This is a genomic window from Aeromonas sp. NJAU223, from assembly GCF_051125555.1.
GTDB classification, from domain to species: Bacteria; Pseudomonadota; Gammaproteobacteria; order Enterobacterales; family Aeromonadaceae; genus Aeromonas; species Aeromonas veronii_G.
In genome coordinates this window covers 3,104,346-3,130,780 of sequence record NZ_CP144204.1, presented here as the reverse complement: position 1 = coordinate 3,130,780, position 26,435 = coordinate 3,104,346, and the positions used below count along the sequence as shown (strand labels likewise).

The window sequence follows — 26,435 nt, the reverse complement described above, 5'->3', positions numbered from 1 at the left end:
TTGGGAGGATGCGGCTTGAACCCTGTCTCCGCTCGTCGCACAATGCCCCCTATATGGCCGTGCCAACGGCAAAGAGAGAAGGAAAATCAAGATGATGGATGTAGCCGATCTGCGCCGTGAATACACCAAGGGGGGGTTGCACCGTGCCGATCTGCCGGCCGAGCCGCTGGATCTGTTTGAAAAGTGGCTGGCTCAGGCCTGCGAGGCCAAGCTGAGCGACCCCACCGCCATGGTGGTGGCGACCGTGGATGCGGACGGCCAGCCCTGGCAGCGTACCGTGCTGCTCAAACACTATGACGCCCTGGGCATGGTGTTTTACACCAACATGGGCAGCCGCAAGGCGGGTCAGCTCGAGGGCAACCCCCGCATCAGCCTGCACTTCCCCTGGCACACCCTGGACAGGCAGGTGCATGTGACCGGCCGGGTGGAGAAGCTTGGCGCCCTGGAGGTGATGAAGTATTTCCACAGCCGCCCCAAAGACAGCCAGATCGCGGCCTGGGTCTCCCAGCAGTCTTCCCGCATCTCGGCCCGCGGCGTGCTGGAAGCCAAGTTCCTCGAACTCAAGCAGAAGTTTGCCAATGGCGAGGTGCCCCTGCCGAGCTTCTGGGGGGGCTACCGGGTGGTCATCGACACCGTGGAGTTCTGGCAGGGCGGGGCCCATCGTCTGCACGATCGCTTCTACTACAGCCGGGAAGGGGAAGGCTGGCACATCGAGCGGCTGGCCCCCTGATGAACATCGCCCGGCTCAAGAATTTCACCGAGATAGTGAAGAACAACTTCAACATCTCGGCGACGGCGGAGAAGCTCTATACCTCCCAACCGACTCTCAGCAAGCAGATGAAGATGCTGGAGGATGAGCTGGGGCTGGCGCTGTTCAGTCGCAAGGGCAAGAACCTCATCGGCCTGACCCCCATGGGGGAGCAGGTAATGGAGCTGGCCAAGGGGGTGGTGGCCCAGGTGGAGCAGATTGGTCAGCTCTCCTCCTGCGAGCAGCTTGCCACCAGCGGGGCGCTGCGTATCGCGACGACCCATACCATGGCGCGCTACAAGCTGCCCACCGCCATCAGCGGATTCTCCCGCCACTACCCCGAGGTTACCCTGCACCTGCATCAGGGGGCACCGGCCCAGCTGGCGCAGATGGTGCAGAACGGGGACGTGGAGATGGCCATCGCCACCGAATCCATGCACCTGTTCGACGAGCTGGCCACCGTGCCCTGCTATCGCTGGGGGCGCAGTGTGGTGGTGCCCCACGGCCACCCCCTCATCGACTATCAGCCGCTCTCCATGGCGGACTTGGCCCGTTATCCCCTCATCACCTATGTGTTCGGCTTCACCGGCCGCTCCAAGATGGACAAGGCGTTCGGTCGCCATGGCCTCAGCCCCCGCATCGTGCTGACGGCCACCGACACCGACATCATCAAGCACTATGTGCGTCTCGGCATGGGGGTGGGGGTGATCGCGAGCTCCGCCTTCGACGAGGGGGACAAGGGCAGCCTGGTGGCCCTCAACATCGATCACCTGATCGCCTCCAGCACCATTCATATCTGTCTGCGCAGGCACGTACACCTGCGGGATTACAGCTACGACTTCATCCACCGTTTCGCCCCCCACGTGAGCCGGGAGACCATACAGCTCACCCTCATCAACCAGGCGCCGGCCATCAATCTGTCGACCCTGCCCTGGCTCTGAACCAGAGCGTCATGCAGCGGATGAAACCACTGCCAATGACGAAAAAAAGAGAGGCCATTGGCCTCTCTTTTCGCTGTCAGGCAGCGTTTAATCTGCCATGGTTGCCGAATGGACGAAGATCTGGCGACGTTCAATGGCCGATGCTGCTCAGATCACAGGAGGCGCCTTGCCCCCTGCATCGAACCGTTCAAGGCCGCACTCACGCCGCCCGGGTCGCCAGATTGACGAAGATCCGGGCTCCGATCAGCAGGCCGTCGTCATCCGGGTAGCAGGGGGGTTGGACATCGCAGGTCGTTGCTGATCCCCCCTTGTCCATCAGGCGTTCCCAGTCGCCAGGTTGACGAAGATCTGTGCTCCAATCAGCAGGCAGTCGTCGTCCAGGTAGTAGGGGTTGGCATGCAGGTAGTTGCAGATCCCCTTGGCCTGGCAGCCGCTGCCGAGGAAGAACATGGCGCCCATGCGGTTCGGGGTGGCGTTGATCATGTAGCTGAAGTCCTCGCTGCCGGTCATGGGCTGGCCCTGGGCATTGATGCCTTCGGCGGGCAGCACGCCGCTTGCGGCCCGTTGCAACCGCTCACAGGCGGCGCCGTGGTTCTCCACCGCCGGGTAGCCTGAGTAGATCATGCTGGTCTTGAAGCCGCGCAGCTCGCTCTGGGCGACCATGTCCTTGAAGCTGTTTTTGAGGATCTGATCCGTCTCGGCGTCCATGGCGCGGATGGTGCCACGGGCCTGCACGTGATCGGCGATGGCATTGGGAATGGTGCCGCCGTTGATCATGCCGCAGCCGAACACCGCCGGGCTGAACGGGCTGGTGCGCTTGGCGACGATGTAGTCCATGTCTTCGATGATGCGCACCGCCTCGCGGATGGCGTCCAGCCCCTTGTGGGGGGTCGAGCCGTGGGCGGAAATGCCGTGCACGTCCAGGGTCCAGGCCGAGCCCCAGGAGGACATCACCCCCTGGTTGAACTTGATGGTGCCGGTTTCCATGGCGCCGTCGTTGTGCAGGGCATAGACCTCGTCCACCCCCGCCATGCAGCCGAGTTCCACCATCTTGCCGGCGCCCGGCACCCGCATGTCCTCTTCCGCCATCTGGAAGATGATGCGCAGGTTGTAGCCGAGCCTCTCCTGATGGGCGGCCAGGAACTTGGCGGTGGTGAGTGCGATCGCCATGTGGGAGTCGTGGCCGCAGTTGTGGGCCATCCCTTCATGGGTGGACTTGAACGCCACCTCGGTCATGTCGTGCATCTCAAGGCCGTCCATGTCGGCGCGAAACGCGATGGTGGGCAGGCTGGGATCGATGTGCAGATCCCCGTGAAAACCGGTGAAGCCCGGGTAGTCGGTGATCCGGTAGCCGAACTCTTCCATCAGGGCGCGGCAGTAGGCCGAGGTCTTGAACTCGGCACCCGAGTATTCCGGAATGCTGTGCAGGTGGTGGCGCACCTCGCAGCTGAAGTCACGCAGGGCAAGCAGGTCAGGTTCGATATGGTAGTCGTGCATCAGATGATCCCTTGAATGGAGAAGCCGAGTTGGGCAACCAGCGAGGCGCCGAAGAAGCAGCAGGTGGAGACGATCATGAAGATGAGGATCACCTTCCAGGACATCTTCTTGAGCTCTTCCAGCTGACCGCCGACGGAGAGGCCGGCGAAGGCCAGCAGTGGCACGCAGCAGGAGAGGAAGGAGATCTTCGCCACCGCGTCGATGAAGAGACTGCGCACCGGGGTTTCCGGCAGGCAGATAAGAATGCCGATGATGGTGGCATAGGCAAAGGCCGGCAGGGAGGAGGGCAGATAGCGCTTGGCCACCAGGGAGGCGAACACCACCAGGGCCATGGCGACGAAGCTGTCCCCCATCTGCCACAGCGGCAGGCCGGTGGTCAGGGTCTGGGTAAACATGGCCAGCAGGATCGCCAGGAAGACGAACCGCATATCCATCACGATGCTTTTCATGCTTGCTCTCCTTTGGCAGAGATGGCGAAGATCTTCTCGGCGAGGGGCAGTCCCAGATAGGTGAGGGAGAGGGCGCCGAGGGCCGATGAGAGCAGGTTGGAGGCGGCGGCGATGCTCAGCACCTGCTGGGCCAGTGCCTCGTCCAGACCGTTGATGAGGGCACCGGAAGCTGCACTCAGCATGGAGCCGGAGCCGACTCCGGAACCGGCGGCGAGAGCCAGGGGATGCAGGCCGGTCAGCGGCGCTATGCTGCCGAGCACGCTGAACCAGAGGGTGCCGATGACGGAGCCGCACAGGTAGATGGCGAGCACGCCGATGTACTCCTGGGAGCCGGTACCGAACTTGCCCTGAATGACGGCGACCGAGGGTTCACGGCTGATGGAGGAGCAGGCACCGATGGCGCGGCGGCCGAAACCGAACTTCACCGCCAGCGGGATGGCGATGAGAATGGGCAGCAGGTTGCCTATCTCCTGCAGGAAGAGAGGGACGCCGACGCTCAGGATCATCTTGAGGTTGGGGATGATCATGCCTGCATACTGGGTGCCGAGGATCAGCAGGCTAAAGCCCACCATCTTGCCGCAGAAGCCTTCTTCTTTCTCGGTGAAGAGCTTCTTCCAGCCGGGGATGCGATCCTTGACCGGTTTGGCGGAGACGATCATGCCGATGATGACGGCAAACAACATGGGCAAAATGGGGATGATGGCGATGCCGATCCTGATCTCCTGTTTCCCAATCAGATACTGGGCCACGAAGATCAGCAGGGCGGTCGCCAGGGTACTGACTAACACCGTCTTGAGGGGAGTGGTTTGCTGCATAGTCTTTTCTCTTGTTATGCATGGTTATTCATGAACCCGCGCTGGTGGTGCATGATGTGGCCATGATAGAAAGGCAGAGACCCCATTAATGTGACTCCCATCAAGGCAGACATATGGCATTTTTTCATGGGGTATGCCGTTTAACCATGATTAAGATGTGGGTTAACAGTCGGTTAGCAGTCAGCCATGCTGCCCGTCATGGTACGGTCGTGGCGGCGTCGCCCGATCACGGTTATGCACCTGCTCATCGCGGCACGCACCTGGGGGGAGGATGGAATTATTGATTGAAGGGGGGCTCTGGCAGCCCCACTGGCAAGGGGCATTGCAGGCCTGGCAGGCGCAAGGCCATCGCTGGCAGCTGCTGCAAAGCCGCCGGACAGGGCGGGGGACGGAGGCGGCGCCCCCTGCGCTGAGCCCCTGGGCCGCCTGTCCGCCCGATGGCATTCTCTTTGCCAGCGATCTGCTCGCCGCCTGGCTGGACGGGGATGCAGCCCCGGTGATGGCGGCGGATCTGAGCCACCAGATCCTGATCAGCGCCTCCAGCGCCCTGCTGACCCTGGCCAAGGAGAGCGGCCTGCTCACCCTGGGGCCCGTTGGGGCGGATCTGATGCTGGGCCCCGACGACGATCTGGCCGAGGTGCTGCAACGGCTGCTCGCCAGACGGTTGTCGATCCCGCTGCTGCGTGAGTCCGCTGGGTCGGAGGCCCTGGTACTGCGCCCCCTGCGGCCCGAGGATGAGGCCGAGATCCTGCACTATTGCGCCGACGCCGTGATCGCCCGCTATACCCTCCACATTCCCCACCCCTATCCACCGGAGGCGGCCCGGGACTGGCTCGCCCTGAGCGGGCGCAAGGCCGCCCTCGGCCTTGGCCGAGCCTGGGCGCTCAGTCTGCCATGCGGCCCGGAACCCGCTCCCTTGCTTGGGGTCATCTCCCTGCACTGGAACGGGGAGCTGGCCTGGTGGGTGGGTGTCCCCTGGCAGGGTCGGGGGCTCGCCACCCGGGCGGCGAGCCTGGTCAAGTCATTTGCGTTCGAGCAGTTGCACCTGCCCGCCCTGACGGCCCGCCACATGCCGGACAATCTCGCCTCCGGCCGGGTGATGGCCAAGACAGGCATGCACCACTGCGGGACAAGGGCCGGAACGGATGAGCAGGAGGGCGAGCTGAGCCACTGGCGGCTGGACAACAGGCCGGTGCTGCCCGAGGAGATGGGTGACGAACTGGCGATGCTGCTGGCGAGGGAGGAGGTGGCGGTGGCCATAGTGCATGATGAGGCAGGGTCTGCGGGCCCTTGCCTCGCGTTGGCGCTGTTTGTGACCGAGCCGCTCCCGGCGTGGGTCGCCGGGCTGGACGCAGCGGGAAGACGGGGGATGGCACTGCGATGCCATCCTCTCGCCTGGCTGGCGGCGCCCGGCCCCTTGTCATGGACCCACAGGCAGGGGTATTTGCTCAAGGACAGAGGGGCGCTGGGGCTTGACTACCTGCTGGGGCTGCGGGATCCCCGGCGGGCCGAAGGCTGACTCTATGCCGGGTTGAACGAGCGGGTGCCGGACAGCCATCCCCCCGGTCGCCATTCGTTTTCCTGGGCCCGGCCTCCCATTTTCGAATAAAGGCATTCAAGTCGGGCGCCAGTTGTGTGGAATAATGGCCCCCCTGCTGTACGAGGAGTTATGCCCTATGTTGAGAACCGAGCGTCCTGGCGACATGTTGCCCGTCTACGAGCTGGTGAGCGCCGCTTTTGGCCGATCCGATGAGGCCGAGCTGGTCAACCGCCTGCGCGAATGCGGGGCCGCCGTGGTCACCATGGTCGAGGAGGAAGAGTACGAGTTCATGGGGCACCTGATGCTGAGCCCGATCACCATCAACGGTCAGGAGGGCCCCTGGCTCGGCCTGGCACCGGTGGCTGTGCATCCGGACTGGCAAGGGCAGGGGATTGGCTCGGATCTGGTGCGCGAGGGGCTGGACACGGCCCTCGAGATGGACTGGAAGGCGGTGGTGGTGCTCGGGGATCCGGCCTACTACGCGCGCTTCGGTTTTCGTCCCGCCAGCGATTTCGGCTTGAACTGCATCTATGAGGTGCCCGCCGACTGCTTCATGGCGATGGAGCTGCAACCGGGCGGCCTCGCGGGCCTGACCGGGGAGGTGCTCTATCATCCCCTGTTTGACGAGATGGAAGAGGAGTAGCGCCTCGGCGCACTCAGGACCCCGTGAACAACCATGCCGCTCCTCCGGGAGCGGCATTTGTTTTGGCGGGTGAGGGAAATCCTCAGCTGGATTGCTGCTTGGCCTCGTACATTGCCTTGTCGGCCCCCTCGATGAGCTCGTTGGCGGTGACGAATTTCTCATTGCCGGTCACGCAGATGCCGATGCTGACGGAGTACTCGGGGTAGGCGGTGGTGAAGGCGGCCTCGATGCGATCGCTGATATGCAGGGCGGTGGCCTTGCTCGCCTCCGGCAGGATGACGCAGAACTCGTCTCCGCCGATCCGGCAGGGGAAGTCCGACACGCGGCAGCTCTCGGTGATGGCCTGTCCCAGGGTCTGCAGGACTTCATCTCCCTTCGCATGACCGAAGGTGTCATTGATGAACTTGAACTTGTTCACGTCGATATAGATGACCGACAGGAAGCTCTTGCGACGGATGGCGGCATTGAGTTCGCGGACTATGGTGCGCTGCATGGCCCGTTTATTGTAGAGCTCGGTGAGGGGGTCGCGCTCCGCATGGGCACTCAGGATCTTGGACTTCTCCTCCAGCTCGCGGGCATAGGTTTCCATCCGCTTCTTGGCGTTCTCGACCGCGCTCAGCAGGGTACCGATATAGGTGTCAAACACCAGGGCGGTATCGAAGCTGATCAGCTTGTCGAGGGCTCGCAGTACCAGAGGCAGGTCGGTCTGCTTGCTCATGTGCTCGGCCAGCACATCTTCAATCAGGTATTTGAGGGTGCAACTGGCGGAGAGATAGAGCTTGGGTTCGACCCCGATCCGCTTGTGGACCAGGCCGATGCGCAGCCGGCTATTGACGTAGTTGTTGTCATAATGGCCCGAGAAGAGATCCTGGATATAGCGCCGCTGGGCACTGCGTAGCCGCTGCAGAGTATCTGAATCACCGATGAGCAGCGCGATTTCATCGAACTCCGTTTGCTGGTCATAAAACTTGGCCACGATGGCCTCAAGGTTTCGCTCGATGATGGGTTGCTGTGCGGCGAGCAGATCCAGCTCACCCGGAGTCAGTTTGAAGAGCTCCATCCGGCGTTGGATTTCGATCTCATTGATGTTGAATTGCTCAAGCAGTGTTTTCTCGATCAACATGGCTACCTCATGTTCCCCGGATTGGTGCAGGGGGATGGCTGTTATTATGTTTTATATCGCTACTGTGCAGAAAAGGCATCCTCTGCCGACGATGATCATCGCATGAAACAGAGGGCATTGATGAGTTTTTTAACATTATCTGCTTGTTTTTATTGATATATACATATTCTGTGTAGGGCATTGCCCCGACTCGGTGAGAGGTCGCTGGTCCGCTTTATCGCGCTGCCCATCCAGGGGCCTGGCCCTCGAAGCGAGCGGCTTACTGTGCCAGGGTTTTGAGCTGTTGCCGGCTGGGAGGGTTGTTCCAGTCGATGGGGCCGTGGGTGAATCTGTATTGCAGCCTCGGCAGGCTCAGCTCCAGCCACTCTTCCCGGAAGTAGGCATAACCGCGCTCCCAGTCAGGGTCGTTGGCCCAGCCGGTCTGCAGGAAGTGGAGGCGGGTACCCTGTCCTTCCGGCACGAAGCGCAGGCTGATGAGGGTCTTCTGCTGGCGAATATGGGGGAACTGGACAGGGAAATTCCAGCTGAAGCTCAGCAAGTCGTGAGGCATCACCGCCATCACCCGGCACCCCTCGCTGCCCCGCTCACCCAATGGCGCATCCGGCCTGAAGTAGATCTCGAACGGGCCGTTGGGCTCGGCCACCATCAGGCATTCAGGGGCCAGAAAACTGCGCAATCCACTCTCCGTGGTCCAGGCTCGCCAGACATCGTCGATGTGGGCCGGGACCAGGATGCTGTCTTCGATCTGCTTGTTATCCATATCAGTGAACCTCGAACCAGTCATGGATGGGACCCCGGCAGTATAGCCCCTCGGGCGATAAAATAGGCAGCCTTGGGTCACAGAGATGTATTCAAGAGGGTCTGCTTTGAGCATTTGACAGGGCGGCGGGATCCACCGCAAAGTGGGTGGGAATGACCAGGAAAAAGGACGTCTTCATGATCAGAGCGATGCGAGCGGCGGACACGCCCGTGCTGGCACAGCTGTTCTTAAAGGGCAGGCGGCAAACCTTCGAGTGGGTTGAACCCTCCCTGTTCCGGCTGGAGGATTTCACCGAGCAGACCCGGGGGGAGCGGATCTGGGTGGCAGAGAAGGGAGGCTCCCCCTGTGGCTTCGTCTCCATCTGGGAGCAGGATAGCTTCGTGCACCATCTCTATGTATCGGCGGACTGGCATGGCCAGGGAGTCGGTCGGGCCCTGCTGGCTGAAGGGCTGGCCGGATCCAGGCAACCGGCCTCCCTCAAGGTCGCCACCCGCAACACCACGGCGCTGGCGTTCTATCACCGGCTAGGGTGGGAAAACACGGACGAGACCGGCCACTGTGACATCACGGGCCCCTGGCGCAGGCTGGTGCTGGCCGCCGAAGAGTGACGTCGGACCGGGTGGTGTGAGGAGCGGCAATCGCGCATAAAAAAGGGCCACTTCCTGCGAAGTGGCCCTTTCCAAACGTTTGGTGGAGCTGGGGGGATTTGAACCCCCGTCCAAAATTACTACATCCTCGGTACTACATGCTTAGTCACTCTTTACATTCGCCAACACGCTGCGGAGAGACACGCCACGCATTGACTAGCTCGATTGGTTTTAATGCTTCCGCCCCGAGCAGGACTTCCACACGATCCTGTGAAGGATGACCTTCCATTTCCCTAGGACACAGGCAAGCTAGGGGAGAAGGGCTCAGCGCAGGTTATTAAGCTGCGAGTGCGTAGTTTTCGTCGTTTGCGACTATTTTTTTGCGGTTTATTAACGAGGCCTACCGCACCTCGGCATGCACCTTGGGTTTCGTGAATCTTGTCGAATCCAGAATCAGCCCCAAGTTGTCAAAAGCGATTGTACGCAAAAAACCTGTCATGGCAAGGCGTTGATGGCAATCGACCGGCCTGGGCCGGTCGATTGCTGGTTTATTGGGCGACCCCGCAGGGTTCAGCCACGGTTCTTGTTCTTCATGATGCGCGCCTTTTCCCGATCCCATTCGCGGGCCTTGGTGTCTTCGCGCTTGTCGTGTTCTTTCTTGCCCTTCACCAGACCGATCTCGACCTTGACCCAGCACTCTTTCCAGTAGAGGGCCAGCGGCACTATGGTGTAGCCCTGACGGGCGGTCAGACTCTCGAGCTTGTCGAGTTCACGGCGGCTCAGCAGCAGCTTGCGGGTGCGGGTCGGGTCACACACCACGTGGCTGGAGGCGGCGTTGAGGGGCAGGAAGCTGGAACCGAACAGGAAGGCTTCTCCCTGCAGGAAGATGACGTAGGCTTCGCTGATGTTGGCCTTGCCCGCCCGCAGGGATTTGACTTCCCACCCTTGCAGAGACAGGCCGGCCTCCACGCGCTCTTCGATGAAGTACTCGTGACGGGCGGTTCTGTTGAGTGCAATGGTGCTGGACCCGGCTTTGTTTTTACTGTTCTTTTTGCTCATGACGGGGGCCTTAGGCGATGTTGATGAAGGCGCATTATACGTGGGCGGCGGCGGCTGTAAAACGCGCAGCCGCTCGAGTGTCTGCTTTCTGAGCAATTCAGGCCGGTTGGGGGCGTTCAACCCCGGGTTGGCGGGGTAAACGAGCCAGGATGGCGGGCGATGACGGGGTGGTGCACGGTTGTGGGGGAGGATTTTGGCCGCCAAGGTGATAAAATCGCCCCGATTGGATGAGGAAACCCCATGCCCCGTATTACTCGCAGTGCCCTGGTGATGTTCAGCGCCGAACAGATGTTCCGGCTGGTCAACGACGTTCACGCCTACCCCGAATTCCTGCCCGGCTGTGTCGGCAGCCGCGTTCACGAGACGGGGGAGGATTACATGACCGCCTCGGTGGATGTGGCCAAGGCGGGCATCGCCAAGACCTTCACCACCCGCAACCAGCTCGATGCCAACCGCCGCATCAAGATGGAGCTGGTGGAGGGGCCCTTCAAGACGCTGGCGGGCTGGTGGACCTTCACCCCGCTGGATGTGGATGCCTGCAAGGTGGAGTTCGATCTCGACTTCGAATTCACCTCCAAACTCATCGAACTGGCGTTTGGCCAGATCTTCCGCGAGCTGGTGAGCTCCATGGTGCTGGCCTTCTCCAATCGTGCCAAGGTGGTCTACGGTGTCTGATCTGCTCAATATCGAAGTCGCCTACGCCCTGCCCGAACGTCAGACGGTACTGCGTATCCGGGTCGCCCCCGGCACCAGCGTGCTGGCCGCCATCGAGCAGTCCGGCATCCTCGGCAAACATCCGGAGATCGATCTCGCGGTCAACAAATTCGGCATCTACAGCCGTCCGGTCAAGGGGGGGGAGGCGGTGCAGGACGGGGATCGCATCGAGATCTATCGCCCCCTCATCGCCGACCCCAAGGAGATGCGCAAGAAGCGGGCCGAAAAGGCCAAGGAAGAGGGACGGGCCGACGTGGTCACCGGCGGGCGGCCGGACGTGCACCGCAAGCGGGACGAGGGTGACCCGGCCTGATACACCCTGCTCCTGCAGCATAAACAAGAGGCGCCATGGCGCCTCTTGTCGTTTATAACTGATTTCAGGTCATGCGGCAGCGATATGCACTGCCAAACGGGGCCGTCACAGCACCAGCAGTCGCTCGTTTTCAACGATCTCCACGCCGTCATCCTGGCTTGCGAGCACCGTCATGGCATGGGCCACCTGACTCGCCTCGATGGCGCGCCAGCGGGTGAGGCGCCCGCGCAGCAGGGGTTTCACCAGGGGATAGAGTGCCTGGATGAGTCGCTCCGAGGTGCGCGGCGGCTGGCGATCCCCGAGCAGCATGGCGGGGCGGACGATGGCGAGCCGCTGCCATTGCTGGGCCAGCAGCGCCTGCTCCATCTCCCCCTTGGTGCGGGGATAGAGGGCAGGGGAGCGGGGGTTGGCGCCGAGGCTTGAGACGATCAGCAGGCGGCGGCAGCCGTGACGATGGGCGAGGGCGGCGAAGGCCAGCACATAGTCGTGATCGACCCGGCGAAAGGCGGCATCCGAGCCGGCGTCCTTGCGGGTGGTGCCGAGACAGCAGAAGGCGAGATCGACCGGGGTGGGGAGTACCGCCTCTGCCAGTCGCTCAAAATCCACCGGCAGCCAGTGGCGGTTCGGGGCAGGCTCCCCTGGCGTGCGGCAGAGCAGGGTCAGCGCGTGGTCGGCGCCAAGCTGGCGCACGAGCGCGCGGCCGATGAGGCCGGTGGCCCCGGCGATGAGGATCTGGCTCATGGGATCTCCCGGTGTGGCACTGAGGCCCTGTGTGAATGGGGGCCCTTCAACCTTGGGCCAAGCCGCCGCATGCTTCAACCTGGGCTCCACCCCCCAGAAAGACAAAACCGGCCAAGGCCGGTTTTGTGTGCAATCAGAGCGGGGTCGTGAAGGCTGCCGGGAGCGGGAAGTCACCGGTGGCGGTGGAGAGCCGGTCACCCACGAAGTTCAGGGTCAGCTCCTTGCGCTCCTTGTCGCCACGACCGGGCGTGAACTCGTAGAGGTAATACCAGGTATTGGGGTCGAAACCGTCGCGCAGCATGGGGGAACCCAGCACGTACACGACCTGCTCGCGCGTCATGCCCTGGCGCAGTTTGTCGACCTGCTTTTGTTCTACGTAGTTGCCCTGGGGAATATCGATGCGATAGACCAGGCTGCAACCGGACAGGGTGAGGGCGGTCAAGGCCGCGGCAATCAGGTGTTTCATCCGCATATCGGGTTCAGATCATCCATACAGTCTTTTTTAGCTCGGCAAATCATACCCACTCCCTGCGCGGAAGTAAAAAGCCATTGATCTGACTGGCAGTAAAAAGGGCCGCGAGGCGGCCCTTGGCAAGCTGGCGCACGGCTTACATGGCGGTGCGGAAGATCTCGACAATCTCGGCGTGGGTAGCCTGCTTGGGGTTGGTGAAGCCGCAGGCATCCTTGAGGGCATTGGTGGCCAGCACGTCGAAGTCATCGGCCTTGACCCCGAGCTGCTCCAGACCGGCGGGGATGTTCACGTCCCGGGCCAGCGTCTTGATGGCGGCAATGGCGGCGGCGGCCCCCTGCTCGTCGCTCATGGCGCTCACGTCCACTCCCATGTGGCGGGCCACGTCCTTGAGGCGGGCGGCGCTCACCTGGGCGTTGTAGGCCTGCACGTGGGGCAGGAGCACCGCGTTGCATACCCCGTGGGGCAGGTCGTAGAAGCCGCCGAGCTGGTGGGCCATGGCGTGCACATAGCCAAGGCTCGCATTGTTGAACGCCATGCCGGCCAGGAACTGGGCATAGGCCATCTGCTCGCGGGCGTGCAGATCATCCCCCTGATGGACCGCGGTGCGCAGGTGCTTGGCGACGAGCTGGATGGCCATGATGGCGCTGGCATCGGTCACCGGGGTGGCGGCGATGGAGACATAGGCCTCGATGGCGTGGGTCAGGGCGTCCATGCCGGTGGCGGCGGTGAGCCCGGCGGGCTTGGCCAGCATCAGCTCGGGGTCATTGACCGACATCAGCGGGGTGACGTGCTTGTCGACGATGGCCATCTTCACCTGACGGGCCTCGTCGGTGATGATGCAAAACCGGGTCATCTCGGAGGCGGTACCGGCCGTGGTGTTGATGGCGATGAGCGGCAACTGGGGCTTGGCGGAGCGATCCACCCCTTCGTAGTCCTGAATGCTGCCTCCGTTGGCCGCCACCAGGGCGATCCCCTTGGCGCAGTCGTGGGGGGAGCCGCCCCCGAGGGAGATGACGCAGTCGCACTGGTTGGCCCTGAGCATGGCCAGCCCCTGCTCGACGTTGGTCATGGTGGGGTTGGGTTTGGTGTCATCGAACACCTGGCTCTCGATGCCCTGCTCCGCCAGCAGTTTGGCCACCTTGGCCACCACGCCCAGCTGGTTGAGGATGCGATCGGTGACGATCAGCGCCTTGCGATAGCCATAGCCCTTGATGTCGGCGGCAGCCTCCTGCAGGCAACCCGCGCCCATCAGGTTGACCGCCGGGATATAGAACTTGAATGTAGCCATGGTGAACTCCGTAGATTAGCCATTAAGTAGTAGTGTGGCGTCAAAATAACAGCGTCAATCGGGATTGGCAGGCTTCAATGGTATCTGATGTACAACTTTGTGGACTCGATCGCGCTCTGTGGATTCACCCCCAGAGAGGGCTTGACAAGGGGCGGGAAGGGGTTGATAACAGAAAAACGTTTTTCAATTAATTCATCACGTTAGCAAACGTTTTGCATGAAAATGGCTGCTGTCAATGCGTGAAACTGTGAGTTGCCTCAAGGATTTGGAAAGCGCTTTCGCCCATAGTTGCGCCTTCCCGAACGAGGGGAAAACTGGCTTGAAAATTACATAAAGAACCATCTTAACTGCACGCTGCCATTCGTGGCGGAGCGCAACCAGGAGTCCACTATGTCTGATGTTTTTCACTTGGGTTTGAAGAAAGCTGATCTGCAAGGCGCCACCCTGGCGATCGTTCCCGGTGACCCCGAGCGTGTGAAGCGTATCGCAGAACTGTTGGACAACCCGGTACACCTGGCCAGTCATCGTGAATTCACTACCTGGCGCGGCGAGATGGGCGGCACCGCCGTCATCGTCTGCTCCACCGGTATCGGCGGCCCGTCTACCTCCATCGCGGTGGAAGAGCTGGCCCAGCTGGGCATCCGCACCTTCCTGCGCATCGGCACCACCGGCGCCATCCAGCCGCACCTGAACGTGGGCGACGTCATCGTCACCACCGGCTCCGTGCGCCTCGACGGTGCCAGCCTGCACTTCGCGCCCATGGAATTCCCGGCCGTCGCCGACTTCGAGTGCACCACCGCACTGGTCGAGACCGCCAAGGAGCTGGGTTCCAAGCTGCACGTGGGCGTGACTGCCTCTTCCGACACCTTCTACCCGGGTCAGGAGCGTTACGACACCTACTCCGGCCGCGTGGTGAGCCGCTTCCAGGGCTCCATGAAGGAGTGGCAATCCATGGGCGTGCTGAACTTCGAGATGGAGTCTGCCACCCTGTTGACCATGTGTGCCAGCCAGGGTCTGCGTGCCGGTATGGTGGCGGGCATCATCGTCAACCGTACCCAGCAAGAGATCCCGAGTGCCGCCACCATGGCCAAAACCGAATCTGACGCTATCAAGATCGTGCTGGGCGCCGCCCGCAAGCTGATCTGACGCTCTCTTGACAGAGAGTACCGAGTGGGGGTGGGGGCCGCTGCGAAAGCACGGCCCCTATCTTTATCTGCCGTTCAGCCATTCCCCCATCCCGCCTGCTGGCTCTATCCAGTTTTACGATTCATTTCCTCTGTCAGATTAAAACGGCGTGGCACACGTCACTGCCATCTGCTCGCCACTCACCGGATGTCGGAACCTCAGCGCATTTGCGTGCAGCATCAGTCGGGGAGTCCGCTCCGTGCCCGGTTGCACCAGGCCGCCGTAAAGATCGCATCCCAGGATGGGGTGCCCCAGCCACTGGCAATGAATGCGCAGCTGATGAGTGCGACCCGTCTCGGGACTGAGCGCTACCCGGGTCACGGGCAGGGGCTCACCGACCTCGTTCAGGCGTTCGGTCCGCGCCAGCACCCGATAGCGGGAGCGGGCAGGTTTGCCGCGCTCGGCGCAGATCGTCATCAGGGGAAAGAGGGCCGGATCCTTGGCGATGGGAGCTTCTATGACCCCTTCGTCCTCGGCCAGGTGGCCGCAGAGCAGCGCCTCGTACGTCTTGGTCACGGCGCGCTGGCTGAACTGCTGGCACAAGAGGGCATTGATGGCCTTGTTTCTGGCCAGCACCATGATCCCCGAGGTGCCAAAGTCGAGGCGATGGATCAGAGTGCAGCCGGGGTAGTCCTGTACCAGTCTGTGGTGCACGGAGTCGAGGTTCTGCGGATTCTTGCCGGAGAGACTCAGCAGCCCGCTCGGCTTGTTGATGAGCAGCAGGTGCTCGTCCTCGAACAGGATCTCGATGGCGGCGGCGCAGGGGGGGGCGATGAAGGTATCGACGATGACGGACATAGGGCGTTGGGGTTGAGGAGCGGGAGGGGATCATACAAGAAGCCGCCCCGTTCGGCGAATCCACCGGCCCCAGCCTGTGGGCGTCGCTGGCAAGCCACTGATTATTCAGGCGGAGCCATTTTGTGACTGCCCCCTGAGTTAATTCTCAGCTCCCTTGCTAAGGTATGCGCTTTGTCACCTTGTCAGGAGTCTGCCATGTCTTTGCCCGTCATTCTCGATTGCGATCCCGGCCACGATGATGCCATCGCCCTCATTCTGGCGCTGGCGAGTCCGGAGGTGAACGTGCTGGCAGTGACCACCAGTGCGGGCAACCAGACCCCGGACAAGACCCTCAACAACGCCCTGCGCATCCTCACCCTGCTCGGGCGCCACGACATTCCGGTGGCGGCGGGGGCACCCAAGCCCCTGGCCCGCGAACTCATCATCGCCGACAACGTGCACGGGGAGACTGGCCTCGATGGCCCCAGGCTGCCGGATCCCGGTTTCGCTCCCCAGGCCATGACGGCGCTGGAGCTGATGGCCAGGACGTTGCGCGAGAGCCCGGAGCCGGTGACCCTGGTGCCGACCGGCCCGCTCACCAACATCGCCCTGCTGCTGGCCGCCCACCCTGAACTCAAGCCGAGGATTGCCCGCATCGTGCTGATGGGGGGCGCGGCCGGGCCGGGCAACTGGACGCCGGCGGCGGAGTTCAACATTTACGTGGATCCGGAAGCGGCCGATATGGTGTTCAAGTCCGGTATTCCCATCACCATGTGCGGGCTGGATGTGACCCACGAGGCCCAGGTGATGGACGAAGACATCGAGCGGGTGCGGGCCATCGCGAATCCGGTGGCCCAGTGCGTGGCCGGGCTGCTCGATTTCTTCATGATCTACCACAGGGATCCCAAGTGGGGATTCACCGGCGCCCCCCTGCATGACCCTTGCACCATCGCTTGGTTGCTGGCGCCAACGCTGTTCCACGGGATAGACTGCTGGGTCGGCATCGAAACCCGGGGCACCCATACTGTGGGGATGACGGTGGTGGATCGCTACGGCCTGACCGGCAAGCCAGCCAATGCCCTAGTCTTGCTGGGATTGGACAGGCACGGTTTCATCGATCTGCTGGTGGAGCGCCTGCAGGTATTCAACGGGCAATGATGCAATCAGAGAAGGGAAGGGGAATGGGAAGAGAGACGCTGGCCGCGCTGGTGTGCCTACAACTGACGGCGTGCGCCACGCCGTTCGAATCCATGTGGCAAGGGCTGGCGACCTGCGAGCTGGATGGTCTCTATCTCGACAGCGAGACGGGGGAGCCCTCCCATCCCCTGCTCAAGACCTTCACCCCCTACAAGAACAGCGACGGCTTTGCCTGGTACAAGACCCATCAGGAGTTGCACGGCTTGCCCATCACGGGCTTCCTCATTCCCACCTCCACCTTCGAGGTGCATGCGCTCTTCGTCGATACCCCCATCGCCAACGCCAGGCGGCTGACCCACAACGCCTATGGCAGCGAATTTGCCAACGAGGAGAAGCACAACAAGGGGGAAGCCCCCCTGCTGCTGCGCGATCCCAACAACCCCAAGCGCTCCATCATCGATTGCACTCAGGGGGAGTCCGAGGCGCCGCTGCCGGAGGAGCCTTTCCCGGAATAACCTCTCCGGGCCCGCGGTGGCCCCATCGCCTTGTCACCTCACCATGATGTGGCGTACTTCCTGGATCCCGTCACGGCGAGCCGGGATGCGACATTCTTTGCCGAGTACAAGAACAGGGCGCTGGTCGCGGATGACATATTGCAGGCGATCGAAGAGCGGCGCGCTCCCCTGAGGCACTATGTCTATCAGTGGGATCACCAGATTTTTTCCGCGACCTTGAAGTGGGGCGTGCTGGAGTGGTCCGGGGATGAGACTCGGCGCTCCCCGAGGATCGATGTCGCCTACTTCGTCGACCCTGACAGTGCTGAGTCCGATGCAAAGGTGTTCTCATTTTTACGCGACCGTATCGGGTAGCGACGGACAGGCGTCCGAAAGTGAGCAAACACTGGCCTCGGCCGGTGTTTTTATGCCACCGGGATTTTCTTGGGCCCTGTCACGCGACGTGATACGCGGCAGTTTGCTCAAAAGAGGGCGCAATCATGCTCTCATGGTGGGATAGTCAACGAGGCGGCGTGACAATAAAAATCCCCCGTGATGGGGGATTTTTTATTTCTCTCTGGCACCAGCGCAGCAGCAGGGCTGTGCCGGAGACATGACCCGCTTGATGGCGATCAGCAGCGTATCAGCTCCCGGACTCCGGCTGGGTGTGTTCGGGCGCCGCGCTCAACAAGTCCAGCCCCTCGTCCTGGCTCAGCACCAGATAGCGCTCGTACTGGCGCAGGACGTCGGCACTCAGCTCGTCCCGGGTCAGGTACTGGATGTCATAACCGGCGCGGCCATCGGCGAAGAAGGTCATGGGTTCGAAGATGCAGGCCTCCGGATCGTGATTGTGGGCGGCCTCCAGGGGGTTGAAGGCGGGAGCGGGCCTGGATTCGATACGAATCCCGTAGCCGAAATCGCGCCGGCCTTCCTGGGGCACCAGCAGCAGGCACTGATCCGGGTCGCTCTGCTCGACCCGGCAGGTGAGTCCGCGGGCCTCGAACTCCTGGCGCAGGGCGGTCAGCGCGGGCAGGGCGATGTCATTGAGGAAGCGGCGGGCTCCCTGCTCGGTGGAGGGGCGCAGCAGGTGATCCATGCGGGTGCGCCACTGCTTGCCGTTCCAGAAGTCGGTGGCGGGGGAGAGGCGCCTGGCCGAGTGCTCCCTGTCCGCCACCAGGCCGCGGCAGAGACCGAGACAGAGCAGCACCATGATAAAGGCAAAGGGCAGGGCGGCGATCAGGGTCATGGATTGCAGGGCCGCGAGTCCCCCCGTGCTCATCAGGGTGCCCGCAGTGATCCCGAGCAGAACGGCCCAGAACAGGCGCTGCCAGACGGGGGAGCCCTCCTTGCCCTGGGTGGCGATGTTGTCGATGACGAAGGCGCCGGAGTCGGCGGAGGTGACGAAGAAGACGCTGATGAGGATCACCGCCAGCGCCGAGGTGATGTCGGCCCCCGGCAGCAGATCGAAGAAGTTGAACAGCAGGGTGTCGATGTTGCCCACCGAGTCGATGAGGCTCTGGCCGCCGGCGTGCTGGCTGGCCCAGATGGCGGCGTTGCCGAACACCGTCATCCAGATGAGGTTGAAGGCGGTGGGGACGAACAGGACGCCCAGAATGAACTCGCGCAGGGTGCGTCCGCGGGAGATGCGGGCGATGAAGAGGCCGACGAAGGGGGACCAGGAGATCCACCAGGCCCAGTAGAGCAGGGTCCAGTTGCCAAACCAGCCCGCCTGGCGCGTCTCGCTATAGGTGAAGGTGCGGAAGGTGAGCTGGGTCAGGGCGGAGACATAGTTGCCGATGTTCTCGGAGAGGGCCCCCAGCAGGTATTGGGTGGGGCCGGCGATGAGCACGAACAGCAGGAGCACGATGGCGAGGAAGAGGTTCAGCTCGGAGAGGCGCTTTACCCCCTTGTCGAGGCCGGTGACCGCCGAGAGGCCGGCGAGGGCGATGACGACCCCGATGAGGCCGAAGCGGAACAACTCTCCCGTGGTGTCCATCCCGGTGAGCCGGGTGATCCCCGCCGACAGCTGCATCACCCCGTAGCCCAGCGTGGTGGCGATGCCGAAGATGGTGCCCACCAGGGCGAAGATGTCCACGGCGTGGCCGAGGGGGCCATGGATCTTCTCCTTGAAGATGGGGTAGAGACCGGAGCGGATGGTGAGCGGCAGGTTGTAGCGAAAGCCGAAGTAGGCCAGCACCAGACCGACGATGGCGTAGATGGCCCAGGCGTGGAAGCCCCAGTGGAAGAAGGTGGTGACCATGGCCTCCCGGGCGGCTGCCTGCGTCAGGGGGGCAGCTTGGGGCGGGGAGACGAAGTGGCTCATGGGTTCGCCCACCCCGAAATACATGAGCCCGATGCCCATGCCAGCGGCGAACAGCATGGCAAGCCAGGAGGTGAAGCTGAACTCGGGGCGGGCGTCATCCGGTCCCAGGCGAATGTTGCCGTAGTGGCTGAATGCGATCACCAGCAGCAGGATCAGGAACATGCCGACCACCAGCACGTAGAACCAGCTGAAGTGCTCGGTGATCCAGCTCTGGCCTGCGCCGAAGAAGCGGGCGGCGGCCTCGGGTGCCAGGGAGCAGATGGCCAGCAATGCCAGGATAAAGAGCAAGCCGGGGATAAAAATGGGCAATGAAAGGGTGCTGCGGGGGGGGCGTGACGCGTTCATGGGACACCTTTGGCTGGAGGGACTCAAGACACTATAAGTGGGTTGGCAACAGAAAGGACAGGTGAGGCGCACATCTTGTGAAGATCCCCATCCACACTTCCCCGAGCTCTGACGGACCCTTCCGCGCTCGATGGGCCGCTTTCTGACAAGTGCCGGGGAGTATCCAAATGACAGCGTTCTGGTGGTCAGCCGGTGGGAGGACTATAGTGCAACCGGAAGAGGGAGGCGGGTGAGGCTCGTTCTCTCGTTGCCAGAACCACAATCAAATCAATAACGAGGGCTTGTCATATGAAAGGTATTGCCATCCTGATGACGGTGTTTTTGATGGGCATGGGGGCCGTCCAGAGCGCGGCGGCAGCCACGGCGGCCGAGCAGGCGTGCGAGGCGCAGGCCGCGGCGAAGAAGTTGGCTGGCGCTGCCAAGACCAGCTTTGTGGGCAAGTGCGTCAAGGATGCCGCGGCTGGCGCCAGCAGCGCCAAGGCGAGCCAGTGCGAGAAGGCGGCGGCCGACAAGAAGCTGGCAGGGGCGGCCAAGAACAGCTTTATCCAGAAGTGCGTGAAGACGGACGGGGCGGCGGACAAGGCGAGCCAGTGCGAGAAGGCGGCGGCTGACAAGAAGCTGGCGGGGGCAGCCAAGAACAGCTTCATCCAGAAATGCGTCAAGACGGCCTGAGCGCCTATGCTCTGATGAAAGGGGCCCCTGGTCCCTTTCTCTATTCAACGGGAGTGGGGCAGTGACTCTTGCTGCCTGAATGGTACTGGTAGCGAAAGTGGTCGGTTTTTTATGGCAATGCAGTGTTTGATGCTGTTACTCATCCCCTCAATGCATTTCCCTGCGGTGGTCGCCGCCCGGCGAGCCGCGCGTCAGGATTTCCTCGTGTTGTTTTAATGATGTTATTTTCAATAAAAACAATGCGTTAGATTTACACCCATCATTTATTTTCGCCAATTCACGCTTTTGATGAAATCTTTTCCCCCCGGTGCCGGTTTTATAGGGGGTAGCCGGCGCGCAAGCCCGGCAACACTTTCACACCGCAGAGATCAGCCGTCAGGCTCAACAATAAGGAATGTCCCTATGAACGTGAAAAAAAGCACCGCCATCACCTGCGCCATGACCGGTCTGCTGGCCCTGGGAGCCCAGATGGTCGCTGCCCCGGCCATGGCTGCCGAGGAGAAAGAGAAGTGCTACGGCGTGGTGAAAGCGGGCAAGAACGACTGCGCCACCAAGACGGCCTCCTGCGCCGGCACCGCCAAGATGGACGCCCAGGGTGATGCCTTCGTGGTGATGCCCAAGGGCCTGTGCGAGAAGCTGGCTGGCGGCTCCCTGCAGCCGAAGTAAGCCCTGCGCCAGGGGGCGGCCTCCGCTCCCTGGCCATTTCCTGCCAAGAGATCCCGCCATGAACCCCTTGATCGGTATCGGATTACGTCCGCCTCACTATGATGACCTTCGTCAGACCCGCCCCGCAGTGGGTTGGCTGGAGGTGCACAGCGAGAACTACTTCGAGCGCCACAGCCAGGGATTCGAGGTACTGTCCGAGCTGGCCAGCCATTATCCCGTCAGCCTGCACGGGGTGGGCATGTCGCTGGGTTCCGCCGATCCCCTGGATCAGCAGCATCTGCGCCAGCTGGCGGCCCTGGTGCGAGATATCGGGCCGGTGCGGGTCTCCGAACACCTGAGTTGGGGCAGCATCGGCGGGCGCTATTTCAACGATCTGCTGCCGGTGCCCTACACCCGGGCGGCGCTGGCCCGCATGAGCGACAAGATAGAGACGGTGCAGCAGACCCTGGGTCGCCAGTTGCTCATCGAGAATCCCTCATCCTATCTGCAACTGCCGGGGGAGATGAGCGAGTGGGAATTTCTGGCTGAGCTTTCCCGGCAAAGCGGCTGCGGCATCTTGCTCGATCTCAACAATCTACATGTCAGTGCCTTCAATCACGGTTTTGACTGCGCCGATTACTTCGCGGCCATCGATCTGGATGCGGTGGGGGAAATTCACCTCGCCGGTTATACCGACAAATCCCTGCCAGAGGGGCACCTCTATATCGACACCCACAGTGCCCCGGTGGCACCCCCCGTGTGGGATCTGTATCGCCAGATCTGCGCCCGGCGGGCCATCCCTACCCTTATCGAGTGGGATCTGGAGATACCACCGCTGCCGGTGCTGCTGGGGGAGGCTGAGCTGGCGAGTGAGATCATCAGCGCAGCCCCATCCATGGTCACATTGGCCGGGGAGGCGTCCCATGCCTGAGCTGACTGCCATGTCCGCATCTTTGGACTCTGATCCGCTGGCGCCGTTGCGGCGGGTGCAGCAAGGATTTGCCGCCGGGCTGCTCGGTGACGAGGAGGCGGCCCTGGGGCTCATCGCCCCGGCCAGCCTGCCAGCCGCCGCCCTCCTGCAGGTCTATCGCAACAACTTCGTGCTGAGTCTGAGCGAGGTGCTGGCCAGCACCTATCCCGCCGTCAAGGCCATGGTGGGGGAGGCGTTCTTTGCCGCCGCCGCCCGTGGCTTTGTGCTGGCCGAGCCACTGGAAGAGGGCTCTGTCATGCACTATGGCGAAGGGTTTGGTGACTGGCTTGCGGGCCTGCCCACCACGGCCGCGCTCCCCTGGCTTGGGGATCTTGCCCGCTTCGAATGGGCGCTGGAGCGCACCGCCCTGCTGCCACCGGATCCCCGCCGCTGGCCGGCGCAGCGCCTGGCCGCCATTCCTCCCGCTCTCTGGGATCGACTGGTGCTGAGTTGCGCCGGGGATGTGCTGGGGTTTGAGAGCCGCTATCCGGTGCTCGCCATCTGGCAGATGGCCCTGCACGGCGGGGCTGCGGTCGAGGAGCTGGACTCCCCTTGCTGGCTGGTGCTCAAGAAGCGGCCGGATCACAGAGTCGATCCTCTCTCTCTCAACCTGCCTGCCTGGCAACTGCTGCAAGGCTGCTGTCAGGGTCAGCCGCTGGCCACCCTGCTTGGGCAGGATCCCGCCCTGGCGGAACAGCTGCCCACCCTCGTTACCCTCGATCTGCTGGTCGATCTGGAGCTTGTCCATGACTGAACACACTATCATTCCGGCCGACAGCCTCTGGGCGTCGCGTATTCAACCCGCCCTCGTCGGCGCCGTGCTGCTGCTGGCACGGCTCTGGGTCGCGCTGATTTTCCTGCGCTCCGGCTGGCTCAAGCTGAGTGCCTGGGACTCCACCCTCTATCTGTTCGAGTTCGAATATCAGGTTCCGCTGCTGCCCTGGCAGTGGGCGGCCTATGTGGGAACGGCCACCGAGCTGTTGCTGCCACTGCTGCTGGTGGGGGGGCTCTTCACCCGCCCGGTTGCCTTCTTGCTGTTTGGCTTCAACATCATGGCGGTCGTCTCCTACCCCACCCTCTGGGCGGGGGGCTTCTACGATCACCAGCTGTGGGGCTGGATGCTGCTGACCCTGGTGGTCTGGGGGGGCGGCCCCCTGTCGCTGGACTTCTGGCGCCTTGAAAGAGGCCGGCAGCAGGGTTAGCCTGCAAGCCATGTGAGGGGGCCTTTGGCCCCTTTTTTATCGCCCCGCTCAGGGTGGCGCAAAGAGGAGAGTCATGATGTGTGCGAGGTGTACGAGGTGCGCGAGATGAGAGTACGCGAGGCCGGACTGGCGGATATCCCCGCCCTGGTGGCGCTGCGCTTGCAGTTGTTTTGTGAACTGGGGGAGCTGGCCAGCCCCGAGGCCGATCCTGCCCTGGCGCGAGCGACCCGGGATTATTTCACGGCCGCCATGCAGGAGGGCAACGGCCGCTCCTGGCTGGTGGAGGTGGAGGGAGAGGCCGTGGCCTGCGGGACCCTGGCCTTGTTCGTGCGTCCCCCCTATCCCGGCAACCTGAGCGGGCGAGAGGCCTATCTGCTCAACATGTATACCCGGCCAGACTGGCGCAAGCAGGGCATGGCGAGAGCGCTGCTCGAGGCCATGACCCGCTGTGCCAGAGTGTTGAAACTGGGCAAGCTGTGGCTTCATGCCAGTGAGGAGGGACGCCCCCTCTATGAGCGCATGGGCTTTGCGGGCAACCCGGCCTGCCTGGAATGGCACCCCATCGATTGATGGGGTTGGCATGGAACGCATGAGATCTGCGGATAAGGCAGCCTATCTGGAATGGGTTTCATGAATGGAGGCCTGCTATTGATGATCCTAAAACGAGTGTTAAACGTACTCTCTGCCCTTGGCACATCTGCTGCTTTTCTCTACACTGCGCGCCCCCGGCAACGAACCGCTGCCGGGGCAAGTTGGTGTCTGCTCATCGGACCTCAACAGGCGCACTCTCTTCGGGTCCGGCCCTGCCGATAACAGGGTATCCCGAGGGAGGTGAGTGGCTGTGCAGGCGTGATCGGAACAGGGGGCGAAATGGCCTCCATCTATAGGGTTCAGAGGTAGGTCATCCATGTTCAATAACAAACTGAAGGCGCAGTTGCAGGCTTGCCAGGCGCGGCTCGATGAGCAGCAAGGGGTGGTGGATGCCATCCGGCAGGGGGTTGCCAGCGCGATCTTCACCCCACAGGGGGAGATCATCGACGTCAATGATGCCTTTGCGAGGCTGACGGGTTACCGCGCCGATGAGCTGGTGGGGAAACACCATGCGCAGCTTTGTCCCCAAGGCTGGGGCCAGTCCGCCGAGCATCAGCAGTTCTGGGCGGGGCTGCGCCAGGGTCAGCAGGGATCCGGGGTGTTCGAGCACATCAACCAGCGCGGGGAGTCGCTCTGGCTGGAGGCGAGCTATTGCCCGGTGAAGCAGCAGGGCAGGGTGGTACGGGTGGTGCTGATTGCCAGCGATACCACGGCCCGTCAGCAGCAGCTGCAACGTCAGGAGGCGCTGGCCCTGGCGCTGGACAAATCCCAGGCGATGATAGAGTTCACCCCGAGTGGCGACATCCTGAGCGCCAATGAGAATTTCCTCGCCTGCATGGGCTACAGCGCGAGCCAGTTGCAGGGCAAGCATCACAAGATCTTCTGCGACGAGGATTTCTTGCGCGAGCAGCCCCACTTCTGGGATGAACTGGCGCGTGGCCAGTTCAAGTCCGGTCTCTTCATGCGCTACAACAGCCGGGGGGAGGCCATCTGGCTGGAGGCGACCTACAACCCGATCCGGGATGGGAGCGGCAAGGTGGTGAGGGTGGTCAAGTTTGCCAGCGACATCACGGCGCGCATTCATCAGAACAATGCCACCCGGGATGCGGCCAGGCTCGCCCATCACACGGCCCAGGAGACCCTCAGCAGCGCCGAGCAGGGGGCGGGGCTATTGCGCGCCGCGGTGGAGACCTCCTCCCTCATCGCCACCCAGGTGGAGCAGGCCATCGACCTCATAGGTCAGCTCAATGAGCAGTCGAGGCATATCGAGGCCATCGTCTCCACCATCAGCGCCATCGCCGATCAAACCAATCTGCTGGCCCTCAATGCAGCCATCGAGGCGGCGCGGGCGGGGGATCAGGGCCGCGGCTTCGCCGTGGTGGCGGACGAGGTGCGTCAGCTGGCGGCCCGCACCTCGCTGTCGACCGGCGAGATTGCCAAGGTGGTGCAAAAGAACCGCGAGCTGACGGCCAGGGTGACCGGCGACATGGCCGGGGTGGCGGGCAGCGCCGAGCTGGGCAAGGAGCAGATAGCCCGGGTCGATGCCGTCATGGTGGAGATCCGCCAGGAGGCGAACCGGGTGTCGGAGACCGTCTCCAACCTCTCCATCTGAGTGATGACGACGCGTCGGGTACCGCCCCCTGCGGCGGTATCTGACGAGATCGCCAAAAGTGTGAGCGGTCAGTCAGGCAAACTGAATCCGGCCTGTACCGTGCCCCCCTTGTCGATTGTTCCGGCTTCTCCCCTTGATTAGTCTGCCGGCTCATTTTTCATTGAGCTGGAGTGATGTGATGGCTGTGGGACAGAAAGGCAGGGCGACGGCCCTGTTGCTGGGGTTGGTGGCGAGTCTGGGGTTGAGTGGCTGCATGGGGTCCATGGGGCTCTCCGCCATGGTGACCAAGGGCAACCTGAGCGTGGTGGATAACCGATATGGCCGCGCCGGGGTCTTCGTGCTGCTCTCCCCCGTCTATGGTCTGGCGGCGACCGCGGATCTGTTCGTGTTCAACACCATCGAGTTCTGGTCCGGCAAGAATCCCATCACCGGCAAGTCGCCGGCCCTGGTGGATCAGAAGGCCGACGCGGTGATCAAGGTCAACCAGCATCTGGACCCTTCCCTCAACAAGGTACCGCTCGCCATGCTGCCCCAGGGCGTGCGGGAAGTGGAAGTCACTTATCCTGACGATCGCAGCGCCCAGATGGAAATTCACTACCTGGATGGCCGCAGCAGCATGATGCGCGGTGAAAAGCGGGGCAACCAGGTGGATCTCTATCTCGACGGCAAGCTGGTATCGACCCTGAGCGAGCAGCAGCTGGCCGAGATAAGCCAGGGCAAGCGCACCCTGGCCTGATGGCTGGCGCAGTCCGCTGATACCGGATGTCGACAAAAAGCCCCGCAGATGCGGGG

Annotated in this window: 30 protein-coding genes, 1 other RNA gene and 1 pseudogene; 20 read left to right on the top strand and 12 right to left on the bottom strand. The window is 62.6% G+C overall.

Features of this window, described 5'->3' with window-relative positions; all coding sequences use genetic code 11:
- Nucleotides 1-91 precede the first annotated feature (91 nt).
- On the top strand, nt 92-730 hold the full coding sequence (gene pdxH, locus VZC39_RS14135) for a pyridoxamine 5'-phosphate oxidase (RefSeq protein ID WP_349918805.1): 639 nt from the start codon (nt 92-94) through the stop codon (nt 728-730).
- On the top strand, nt 730-1,689 hold the full coding sequence (locus VZC39_RS14130) for a LysR substrate-binding domain-containing protein (RefSeq protein ID WP_434663378.1): 960 nt from the start codon (nt 730-732) through the stop codon (nt 1,687-1,689). The genes pdxH and VZC39_RS14130 overlap by 1 nt, the downstream gene beginning before the upstream one ends.
- 315 nt (nt 1,690-2,004) lie before the next feature.
- Here VZC39_RS14130 and VZC39_RS14125 read toward each other — a convergent pair whose 3' ends face one another.
- From VZC39_RS14125 to VZC39_RS14115, 3 genes are read right to left on the bottom strand one after another with little or no spacing between them, the layout of a single operon-like run.
- Entirely contained in the window at nt 2,005-3,186 is a 1,182-nt protein-coding gene (locus tag VZC39_RS14125; protein WP_434663377.1) for a M20 metallopeptidase family protein, read from the bottom strand.
- Nucleotides 3,186-3,635 (bottom strand): hypothetical protein, encoded by a 450-nt coding sequence (locus VZC39_RS14120; protein ID WP_349918801.1) that lies wholly within the window; start codon nt 3,633-3,635, stop codon nt 3,186-3,188. Before VZC39_RS14120 ends, VZC39_RS14125 begins: the two co-directional genes overlap by 1 nt.
- Entirely contained in the window at nt 3,632-4,450 is an 819-nt protein-coding gene (locus tag VZC39_RS14115) for a DUF3100 domain-containing protein (protein WP_434663374.1), read from the bottom strand. The genes VZC39_RS14120 and VZC39_RS14115 overlap by 4 nt, the downstream gene beginning before the upstream one ends.
- 271 nt (nt 4,451-4,721) lie before the next feature.
- Between VZC39_RS14115 and VZC39_RS14110 the strand changes: the two genes are divergently transcribed.
- Entirely contained in the window at nt 4,722-5,969 is a 1,248-nt protein-coding gene (locus VZC39_RS14110) for a GNAT family N-acetyltransferase (RefSeq protein ID WP_434663372.1), read from the top strand.
- A gap of 157 nt (nt 5,970-6,126) precedes the next feature.
- Entirely contained in the window at nt 6,127-6,633 is a 507-nt protein-coding gene (locus VZC39_RS14105) for a GNAT family N-acetyltransferase (protein WP_434663370.1), read from the top strand.
- A gap of 82 nt (nt 6,634-6,715) precedes the next feature.
- Here the strand turns inward: VZC39_RS14105 and VZC39_RS14100 are convergent, their stop codons facing one another.
- Both VZC39_RS14100 and VZC39_RS14095 read right to left on the bottom strand, forming a co-directional pair.
- Nucleotides 6,716-7,756, bottom strand: a complete 1,041-nt coding sequence (locus VZC39_RS14100) for a GGDEF domain-containing protein (RefSeq protein WP_434663367.1) — start codon at nt 7,754-7,756, stop codon at nt 6,716-6,718.
- A gap of 259 nt (nt 7,757-8,015) precedes the next feature.
- Nucleotides 8,016-8,516 carry an SRPBCC family protein gene (locus tag VZC39_RS14095; protein ID WP_349918793.1) on the bottom strand — a complete coding sequence of 167 codons (501 nt, stop codon included), beginning with the start codon at nt 8,514-8,516 and terminating at the stop codon, nt 8,016-8,018.
- A gap of 176 nt (nt 8,517-8,692) precedes the next feature.
- Between VZC39_RS14095 and VZC39_RS14090 the strand changes: the two genes are divergently transcribed.
- On the top strand, nt 8,693-9,124 hold the full coding sequence (locus tag VZC39_RS14090) for a GNAT family N-acetyltransferase (RefSeq protein ID WP_349918791.1): 432 nt from the start codon (nt 8,693-8,695) through the stop codon (nt 9,122-9,124).
- Nucleotides 9,125-9,204: 80 nt separating this feature from the next.
- Here VZC39_RS14090 and ssrA read toward each other — a convergent pair.
- Both ssrA and smpB read right to left on the bottom strand, forming a co-directional pair.
- Nucleotides 9,205-9,564, bottom strand: a transfer-messenger RNA (tmRNA) gene (gene ssrA / locus VZC39_RS14085).
- A 109-nt stretch (nt 9,565-9,673) separates the two neighbouring features.
- A complete protein-coding gene (gene smpB, locus VZC39_RS14080; protein ID WP_025326288.1) occupies nt 9,674-10,162 on the bottom strand; it encodes an SsrA-binding protein SmpB in 489 nt (162 codons plus the stop codon).
- A gap of 240 nt (nt 10,163-10,402) precedes the next feature.
- Between smpB and VZC39_RS14075 the strand changes: the two genes are divergently transcribed.
- A complete protein-coding gene (locus VZC39_RS14075) occupies nt 10,403-10,837 on the top strand; it encodes an SRPBCC family protein (RefSeq protein ID WP_349918788.1) in 435 nt (144 codons plus the stop codon).
- A complete protein-coding gene (locus VZC39_RS14070) occupies nt 10,830-11,189 on the top strand; it encodes an RnfH family protein (RefSeq protein WP_349918786.1) in 360 nt (119 codons plus the stop codon). The genes VZC39_RS14075 and VZC39_RS14070 overlap by 8 nt, the downstream gene beginning before the upstream one ends.
- 105 nt (nt 11,190-11,294) lie before the next feature.
- On the opposite strand, the gene VZC39_RS14065 is transcribed toward VZC39_RS14070, so the two are convergent.
- The 3 genes from VZC39_RS14065 to yiaY form a co-directional block, all read right to left on the bottom strand.
- The gene (locus VZC39_RS14065) at nt 11,295-11,930 is read right to left on the bottom strand and encodes an NAD(P)H-binding protein (protein WP_349918785.1); all 636 of its coding nucleotides are present in this window, start codon (nt 11,928-11,930) and stop codon (nt 11,295-11,297) included.
- Nucleotides 11,931-12,063: 133 nt separating this feature from the next.
- Nucleotides 12,064-12,402: an outer membrane protein assembly factor BamE gene (locus VZC39_RS14060; RefSeq protein ID WP_349918784.1), complete on the bottom strand. Its 339-nt coding sequence runs from the start codon at nt 12,400-12,402 to the stop codon at nt 12,064-12,066.
- 136 nt (nt 12,403-12,538) lie between these two features.
- Nucleotides 12,539-13,690: an L-threonine dehydrogenase gene (gene yiaY, locus VZC39_RS14055; RefSeq protein ID WP_349918783.1), complete on the bottom strand. Its 1,152-nt coding sequence runs from the start codon at nt 13,688-13,690 to the stop codon at nt 12,539-12,541.
- 390 nt (nt 13,691-14,080) lie between these two features.
- Between yiaY and udp the strand changes: the two genes are divergently transcribed.
- Entirely contained in the window at nt 14,081-14,836 is a 756-nt protein-coding gene (gene udp, locus VZC39_RS14050; protein ID WP_332500696.1) for a uridine phosphorylase, read from the top strand.
- Nucleotides 14,837-14,974: 138 nt separating this feature from the next.
- On the opposite strand, the gene VZC39_RS14045 is transcribed toward udp, so the two are convergent.
- Complete coding sequence (locus tag VZC39_RS14045) at nt 14,975-15,673, bottom strand: RluA family pseudouridine synthase (RefSeq protein WP_349918782.1); 699 nt, start codon at nt 15,671-15,673, stop codon at nt 14,975-14,977.
- A gap of 195 nt (nt 15,674-15,868) precedes the next feature.
- Between VZC39_RS14045 and rihA the strand changes: the two genes are divergently transcribed.
- Genes rihA through VZC39_RS14030 form a run of 3 tightly spaced genes read left to right on the top strand, consistent with a single transcriptional unit; the run spans nt 15,869 to nt 17,658 of the window.
- A complete protein-coding gene (rihA, locus tag VZC39_RS14040; protein WP_434663360.1) occupies nt 15,869-16,810 on the top strand; it encodes a pyrimidine-specific ribonucleoside hydrolase RihA in 942 nt (313 codons plus the stop codon).
- A 23-nt stretch (nt 16,811-16,833) separates the two neighbouring features.
- Nucleotides 16,834-17,304, top strand: a complete 471-nt coding sequence (locus VZC39_RS14035) for a hypothetical protein (protein WP_349918780.1) — start codon at nt 16,834-16,836, stop codon at nt 17,302-17,304.
- A 30-nt stretch (nt 17,305-17,334) separates the two neighbouring features.
- Nucleotides 17,335-17,658, top strand: coding sequence for a hypothetical protein (locus VZC39_RS14030; RefSeq protein WP_434663359.1), 324 nt, complete (start codon nt 17,335-17,337; stop codon nt 17,656-17,658).
- A 268-nt stretch (nt 17,659-17,926) separates the two neighbouring features.
- Here VZC39_RS14030 and VZC39_RS14025 read toward each other — a convergent pair whose 3' ends face one another.
- Nucleotides 17,927-19,951 (bottom strand): BCCT family transporter, encoded by a 2,025-nt coding sequence (locus VZC39_RS14025; protein ID WP_434663358.1) that lies wholly within the window; start codon nt 19,949-19,951, stop codon nt 17,927-17,929.
- Between the two features lie 309 nt (nt 19,952-20,260).
- Here VZC39_RS14025 and VZC39_RS14020 point away from each other — a divergent pair, with 309 nt between their 5' ends.
- The 9 genes and pseudogenes from VZC39_RS14020 to VZC39_RS13980 all read left to right on the top strand — a co-directional run bounded on the left by VZC39_RS14020 (nt 20,261) and on the right by VZC39_RS13980 (nt 26,379).
- A complete protein-coding gene (locus tag VZC39_RS14020; protein ID WP_434668480.1) occupies nt 20,261-20,623 on the top strand; it encodes a hypothetical protein in 363 nt (120 codons plus the stop codon).
- Between the two features lie 402 nt (nt 20,624-21,025).
- Nucleotides 21,026-21,289 (top strand): BufA1 family periplasmic bufferin-type metallophore, encoded by a 264-nt coding sequence (locus VZC39_RS14015; RefSeq protein WP_349918777.1) that lies wholly within the window; start codon nt 21,026-21,028, stop codon nt 21,287-21,289.
- Between the two features lie 58 nt (nt 21,290-21,347).
- Nucleotides 21,348-22,199: an MNIO family bufferin maturase gene (bufB, locus tag VZC39_RS14010; protein WP_434663356.1), complete on the top strand. Its 852-nt coding sequence runs from the start codon at nt 21,348-21,350 to the stop codon at nt 22,197-22,199.
- 37 nt (nt 22,200-22,236) lie between these two features.
- Complete coding sequence (locus VZC39_RS14005; protein ID WP_434668478.1) at nt 22,237-22,992, top strand: HvfC/BufC family peptide modification chaperone; 756 nt, start codon at nt 22,237-22,239, stop codon at nt 22,990-22,992.
- On the top strand, nt 22,985-23,440 hold the full coding sequence (locus VZC39_RS14000; RefSeq protein ID WP_349918775.1) for a DoxX family protein: 456 nt from the start codon (nt 22,985-22,987) through the stop codon (nt 23,438-23,440). The genes VZC39_RS14005 and VZC39_RS14000 overlap by 8 nt, the downstream gene beginning before the upstream one ends.
- Before the next feature lie 105 nt (nt 23,441-23,545).
- Nucleotides 23,546-24,010 carry a GNAT family N-acetyltransferase gene (locus VZC39_RS13995; RefSeq protein ID WP_434663353.1) on the top strand — a complete coding sequence of 155 codons (465 nt, stop codon included), beginning with the start codon at nt 23,546-23,548 and terminating at the stop codon, nt 24,008-24,010.
- A gap of 337 nt (nt 24,011-24,347) precedes the next feature.
- A pseudogene (locus VZC39_RS13990) lies at nt 24,348-25,064 on the top strand (PAS domain-containing protein); the annotation flags it as partial.
- A 3-nt stretch (nt 25,065-25,067) separates the two neighbouring features.
- Nucleotides 25,068-25,643, top strand: coding sequence for a methyl-accepting chemotaxis protein (locus tag VZC39_RS13985; RefSeq protein ID WP_434476197.1), 576 nt, complete (start codon nt 25,068-25,070; stop codon nt 25,641-25,643).
- 178 nt (nt 25,644-25,821) lie between these two features.
- On the top strand, nt 25,822-26,379 hold the full coding sequence (locus tag VZC39_RS13980; RefSeq protein WP_434663350.1) for a DUF3332 domain-containing protein: 558 nt from the start codon (nt 25,822-25,824) through the stop codon (nt 26,377-26,379).
- Nucleotides 26,380-26,435 lie beyond the last annotated feature (56 nt).

Coding starts and splice junctions, on each gene's coding strand:
- pdxH (WP_349918805.1), top strand. CDS start 92: ATGATGGATGTAGCCGATCTGCGCCGTGAATACACCAAGGGGGGGTTG.
- VZC39_RS14130 (WP_434663378.1), top strand. CDS start 730: ATGAACATCGCCCGGCTCAAGAATTTCACCGAGATAGTGAAGAACAAC.
- VZC39_RS14125 (WP_434663377.1), bottom strand. CDS start 3,186: ATGCACGACTACCATATCGAACCTGACCTGCTTGCCCTGCGTGACTTC.
- VZC39_RS14120 (WP_349918801.1), bottom strand. CDS start 3,635: ATGAAAAGCATCGTGATGGATATGCGGTTCGTCTTCCTGGCGATCCTG.
- VZC39_RS14115 (WP_434663374.1), bottom strand. CDS start 4,450: ATGCAGCAAACCACTCCCCTCAAGACGGTGTTAGTCAGTACCCTGGCG.
- VZC39_RS14110 (WP_434663372.1), top strand. CDS start 4,722: ATGGAATTATTGATTGAAGGGGGGCTCTGGCAGCCCCACTGGCAAGGG.
- VZC39_RS14105 (WP_434663370.1), top strand. CDS start 6,127: ATGTTGAGAACCGAGCGTCCTGGCGACATGTTGCCCGTCTACGAGCTG.
- VZC39_RS14100 (WP_434663367.1), bottom strand. CDS start 7,756: ATGTTGATCGAGAAAACACTGCTTGAGCAATTCAACATCAATGAGATC.
- VZC39_RS14095 (WP_349918793.1), bottom strand. CDS start 8,516: ATGGATAACAAGCAGATCGAAGACAGCATCCTGGTCCCGGCCCACATC.
- VZC39_RS14090 (WP_349918791.1), top strand. CDS start 8,693: ATGATCAGAGCGATGCGAGCGGCGGACACGCCCGTGCTGGCACAGCTG.
- smpB (WP_025326288.1), bottom strand. CDS start 10,162: ATGAGCAAAAAGAACAGTAAAAACAAAGCCGGGTCCAGCACCATTGCA.
- VZC39_RS14075 (WP_349918788.1), top strand. CDS start 10,403: ATGCCCCGTATTACTCGCAGTGCCCTGGTGATGTTCAGCGCCGAACAG.
- VZC39_RS14065 (WP_349918785.1), bottom strand. CDS start 11,930: ATGAGCCAGATCCTCATCGCCGGGGCCACCGGCCTCATCGGCCGCGCG.
- VZC39_RS14060 (WP_349918784.1), bottom strand. CDS start 12,402: ATGCGGATGAAACACCTGATTGCCGCGGCCTTGACCGCCCTCACCCTG.
- yiaY (WP_349918783.1), bottom strand. CDS start 13,690: ATGGCTACATTCAAGTTCTATATCCCGGCGGTCAACCTGATGGGCGCG.
- udp (WP_332500696.1), top strand. CDS start 14,081: ATGTCTGATGTTTTTCACTTGGGTTTGAAGAAAGCTGATCTGCAAGGC.
- VZC39_RS14045 (WP_349918782.1), bottom strand. CDS start 15,673: ATGTCCGTCATCGTCGATACCTTCATCGCCCCCCCCTGCGCCGCCGCC.
- rihA (WP_434663360.1), top strand. CDS start 15,869: ATGTCTTTGCCCGTCATTCTCGATTGCGATCCCGGCCACGATGATGCC.
- VZC39_RS14035 (WP_349918780.1), top strand. CDS start 16,834: ATGGGAAGAGAGACGCTGGCCGCGCTGGTGTGCCTACAACTGACGGCG.
- VZC39_RS14025 (WP_434663358.1), bottom strand. CDS start 19,951: ATGAACGCGTCACGCCCCCCCCGCAGCACCCTTTCATTGCCCATTTTT.
- VZC39_RS14020 (WP_434668480.1), top strand. CDS start 20,261: ATGACGGTGTTTTTGATGGGCATGGGGGCCGTCCAGAGCGCGGCGGCA.
- VZC39_RS14015 (WP_349918777.1), top strand. CDS start 21,026: ATGAACGTGAAAAAAAGCACCGCCATCACCTGCGCCATGACCGGTCTG.
- bufB (WP_434663356.1), top strand. CDS start 21,348: ATGAACCCCTTGATCGGTATCGGATTACGTCCGCCTCACTATGATGAC.
- VZC39_RS14000 (WP_349918775.1), top strand. CDS start 22,985: ATGACTGAACACACTATCATTCCGGCCGACAGCCTCTGGGCGTCGCGT.
- VZC39_RS13995 (WP_434663353.1), top strand. CDS start 23,546: ATGAGAGTACGCGAGGCCGGACTGGCGGATATCCCCGCCCTGGTGGCG.
- VZC39_RS13980 (WP_434663350.1), top strand. CDS start 25,822: ATGGCTGTGGGACAGAAAGGCAGGGCGACGGCCCTGTTGCTGGGGTTG.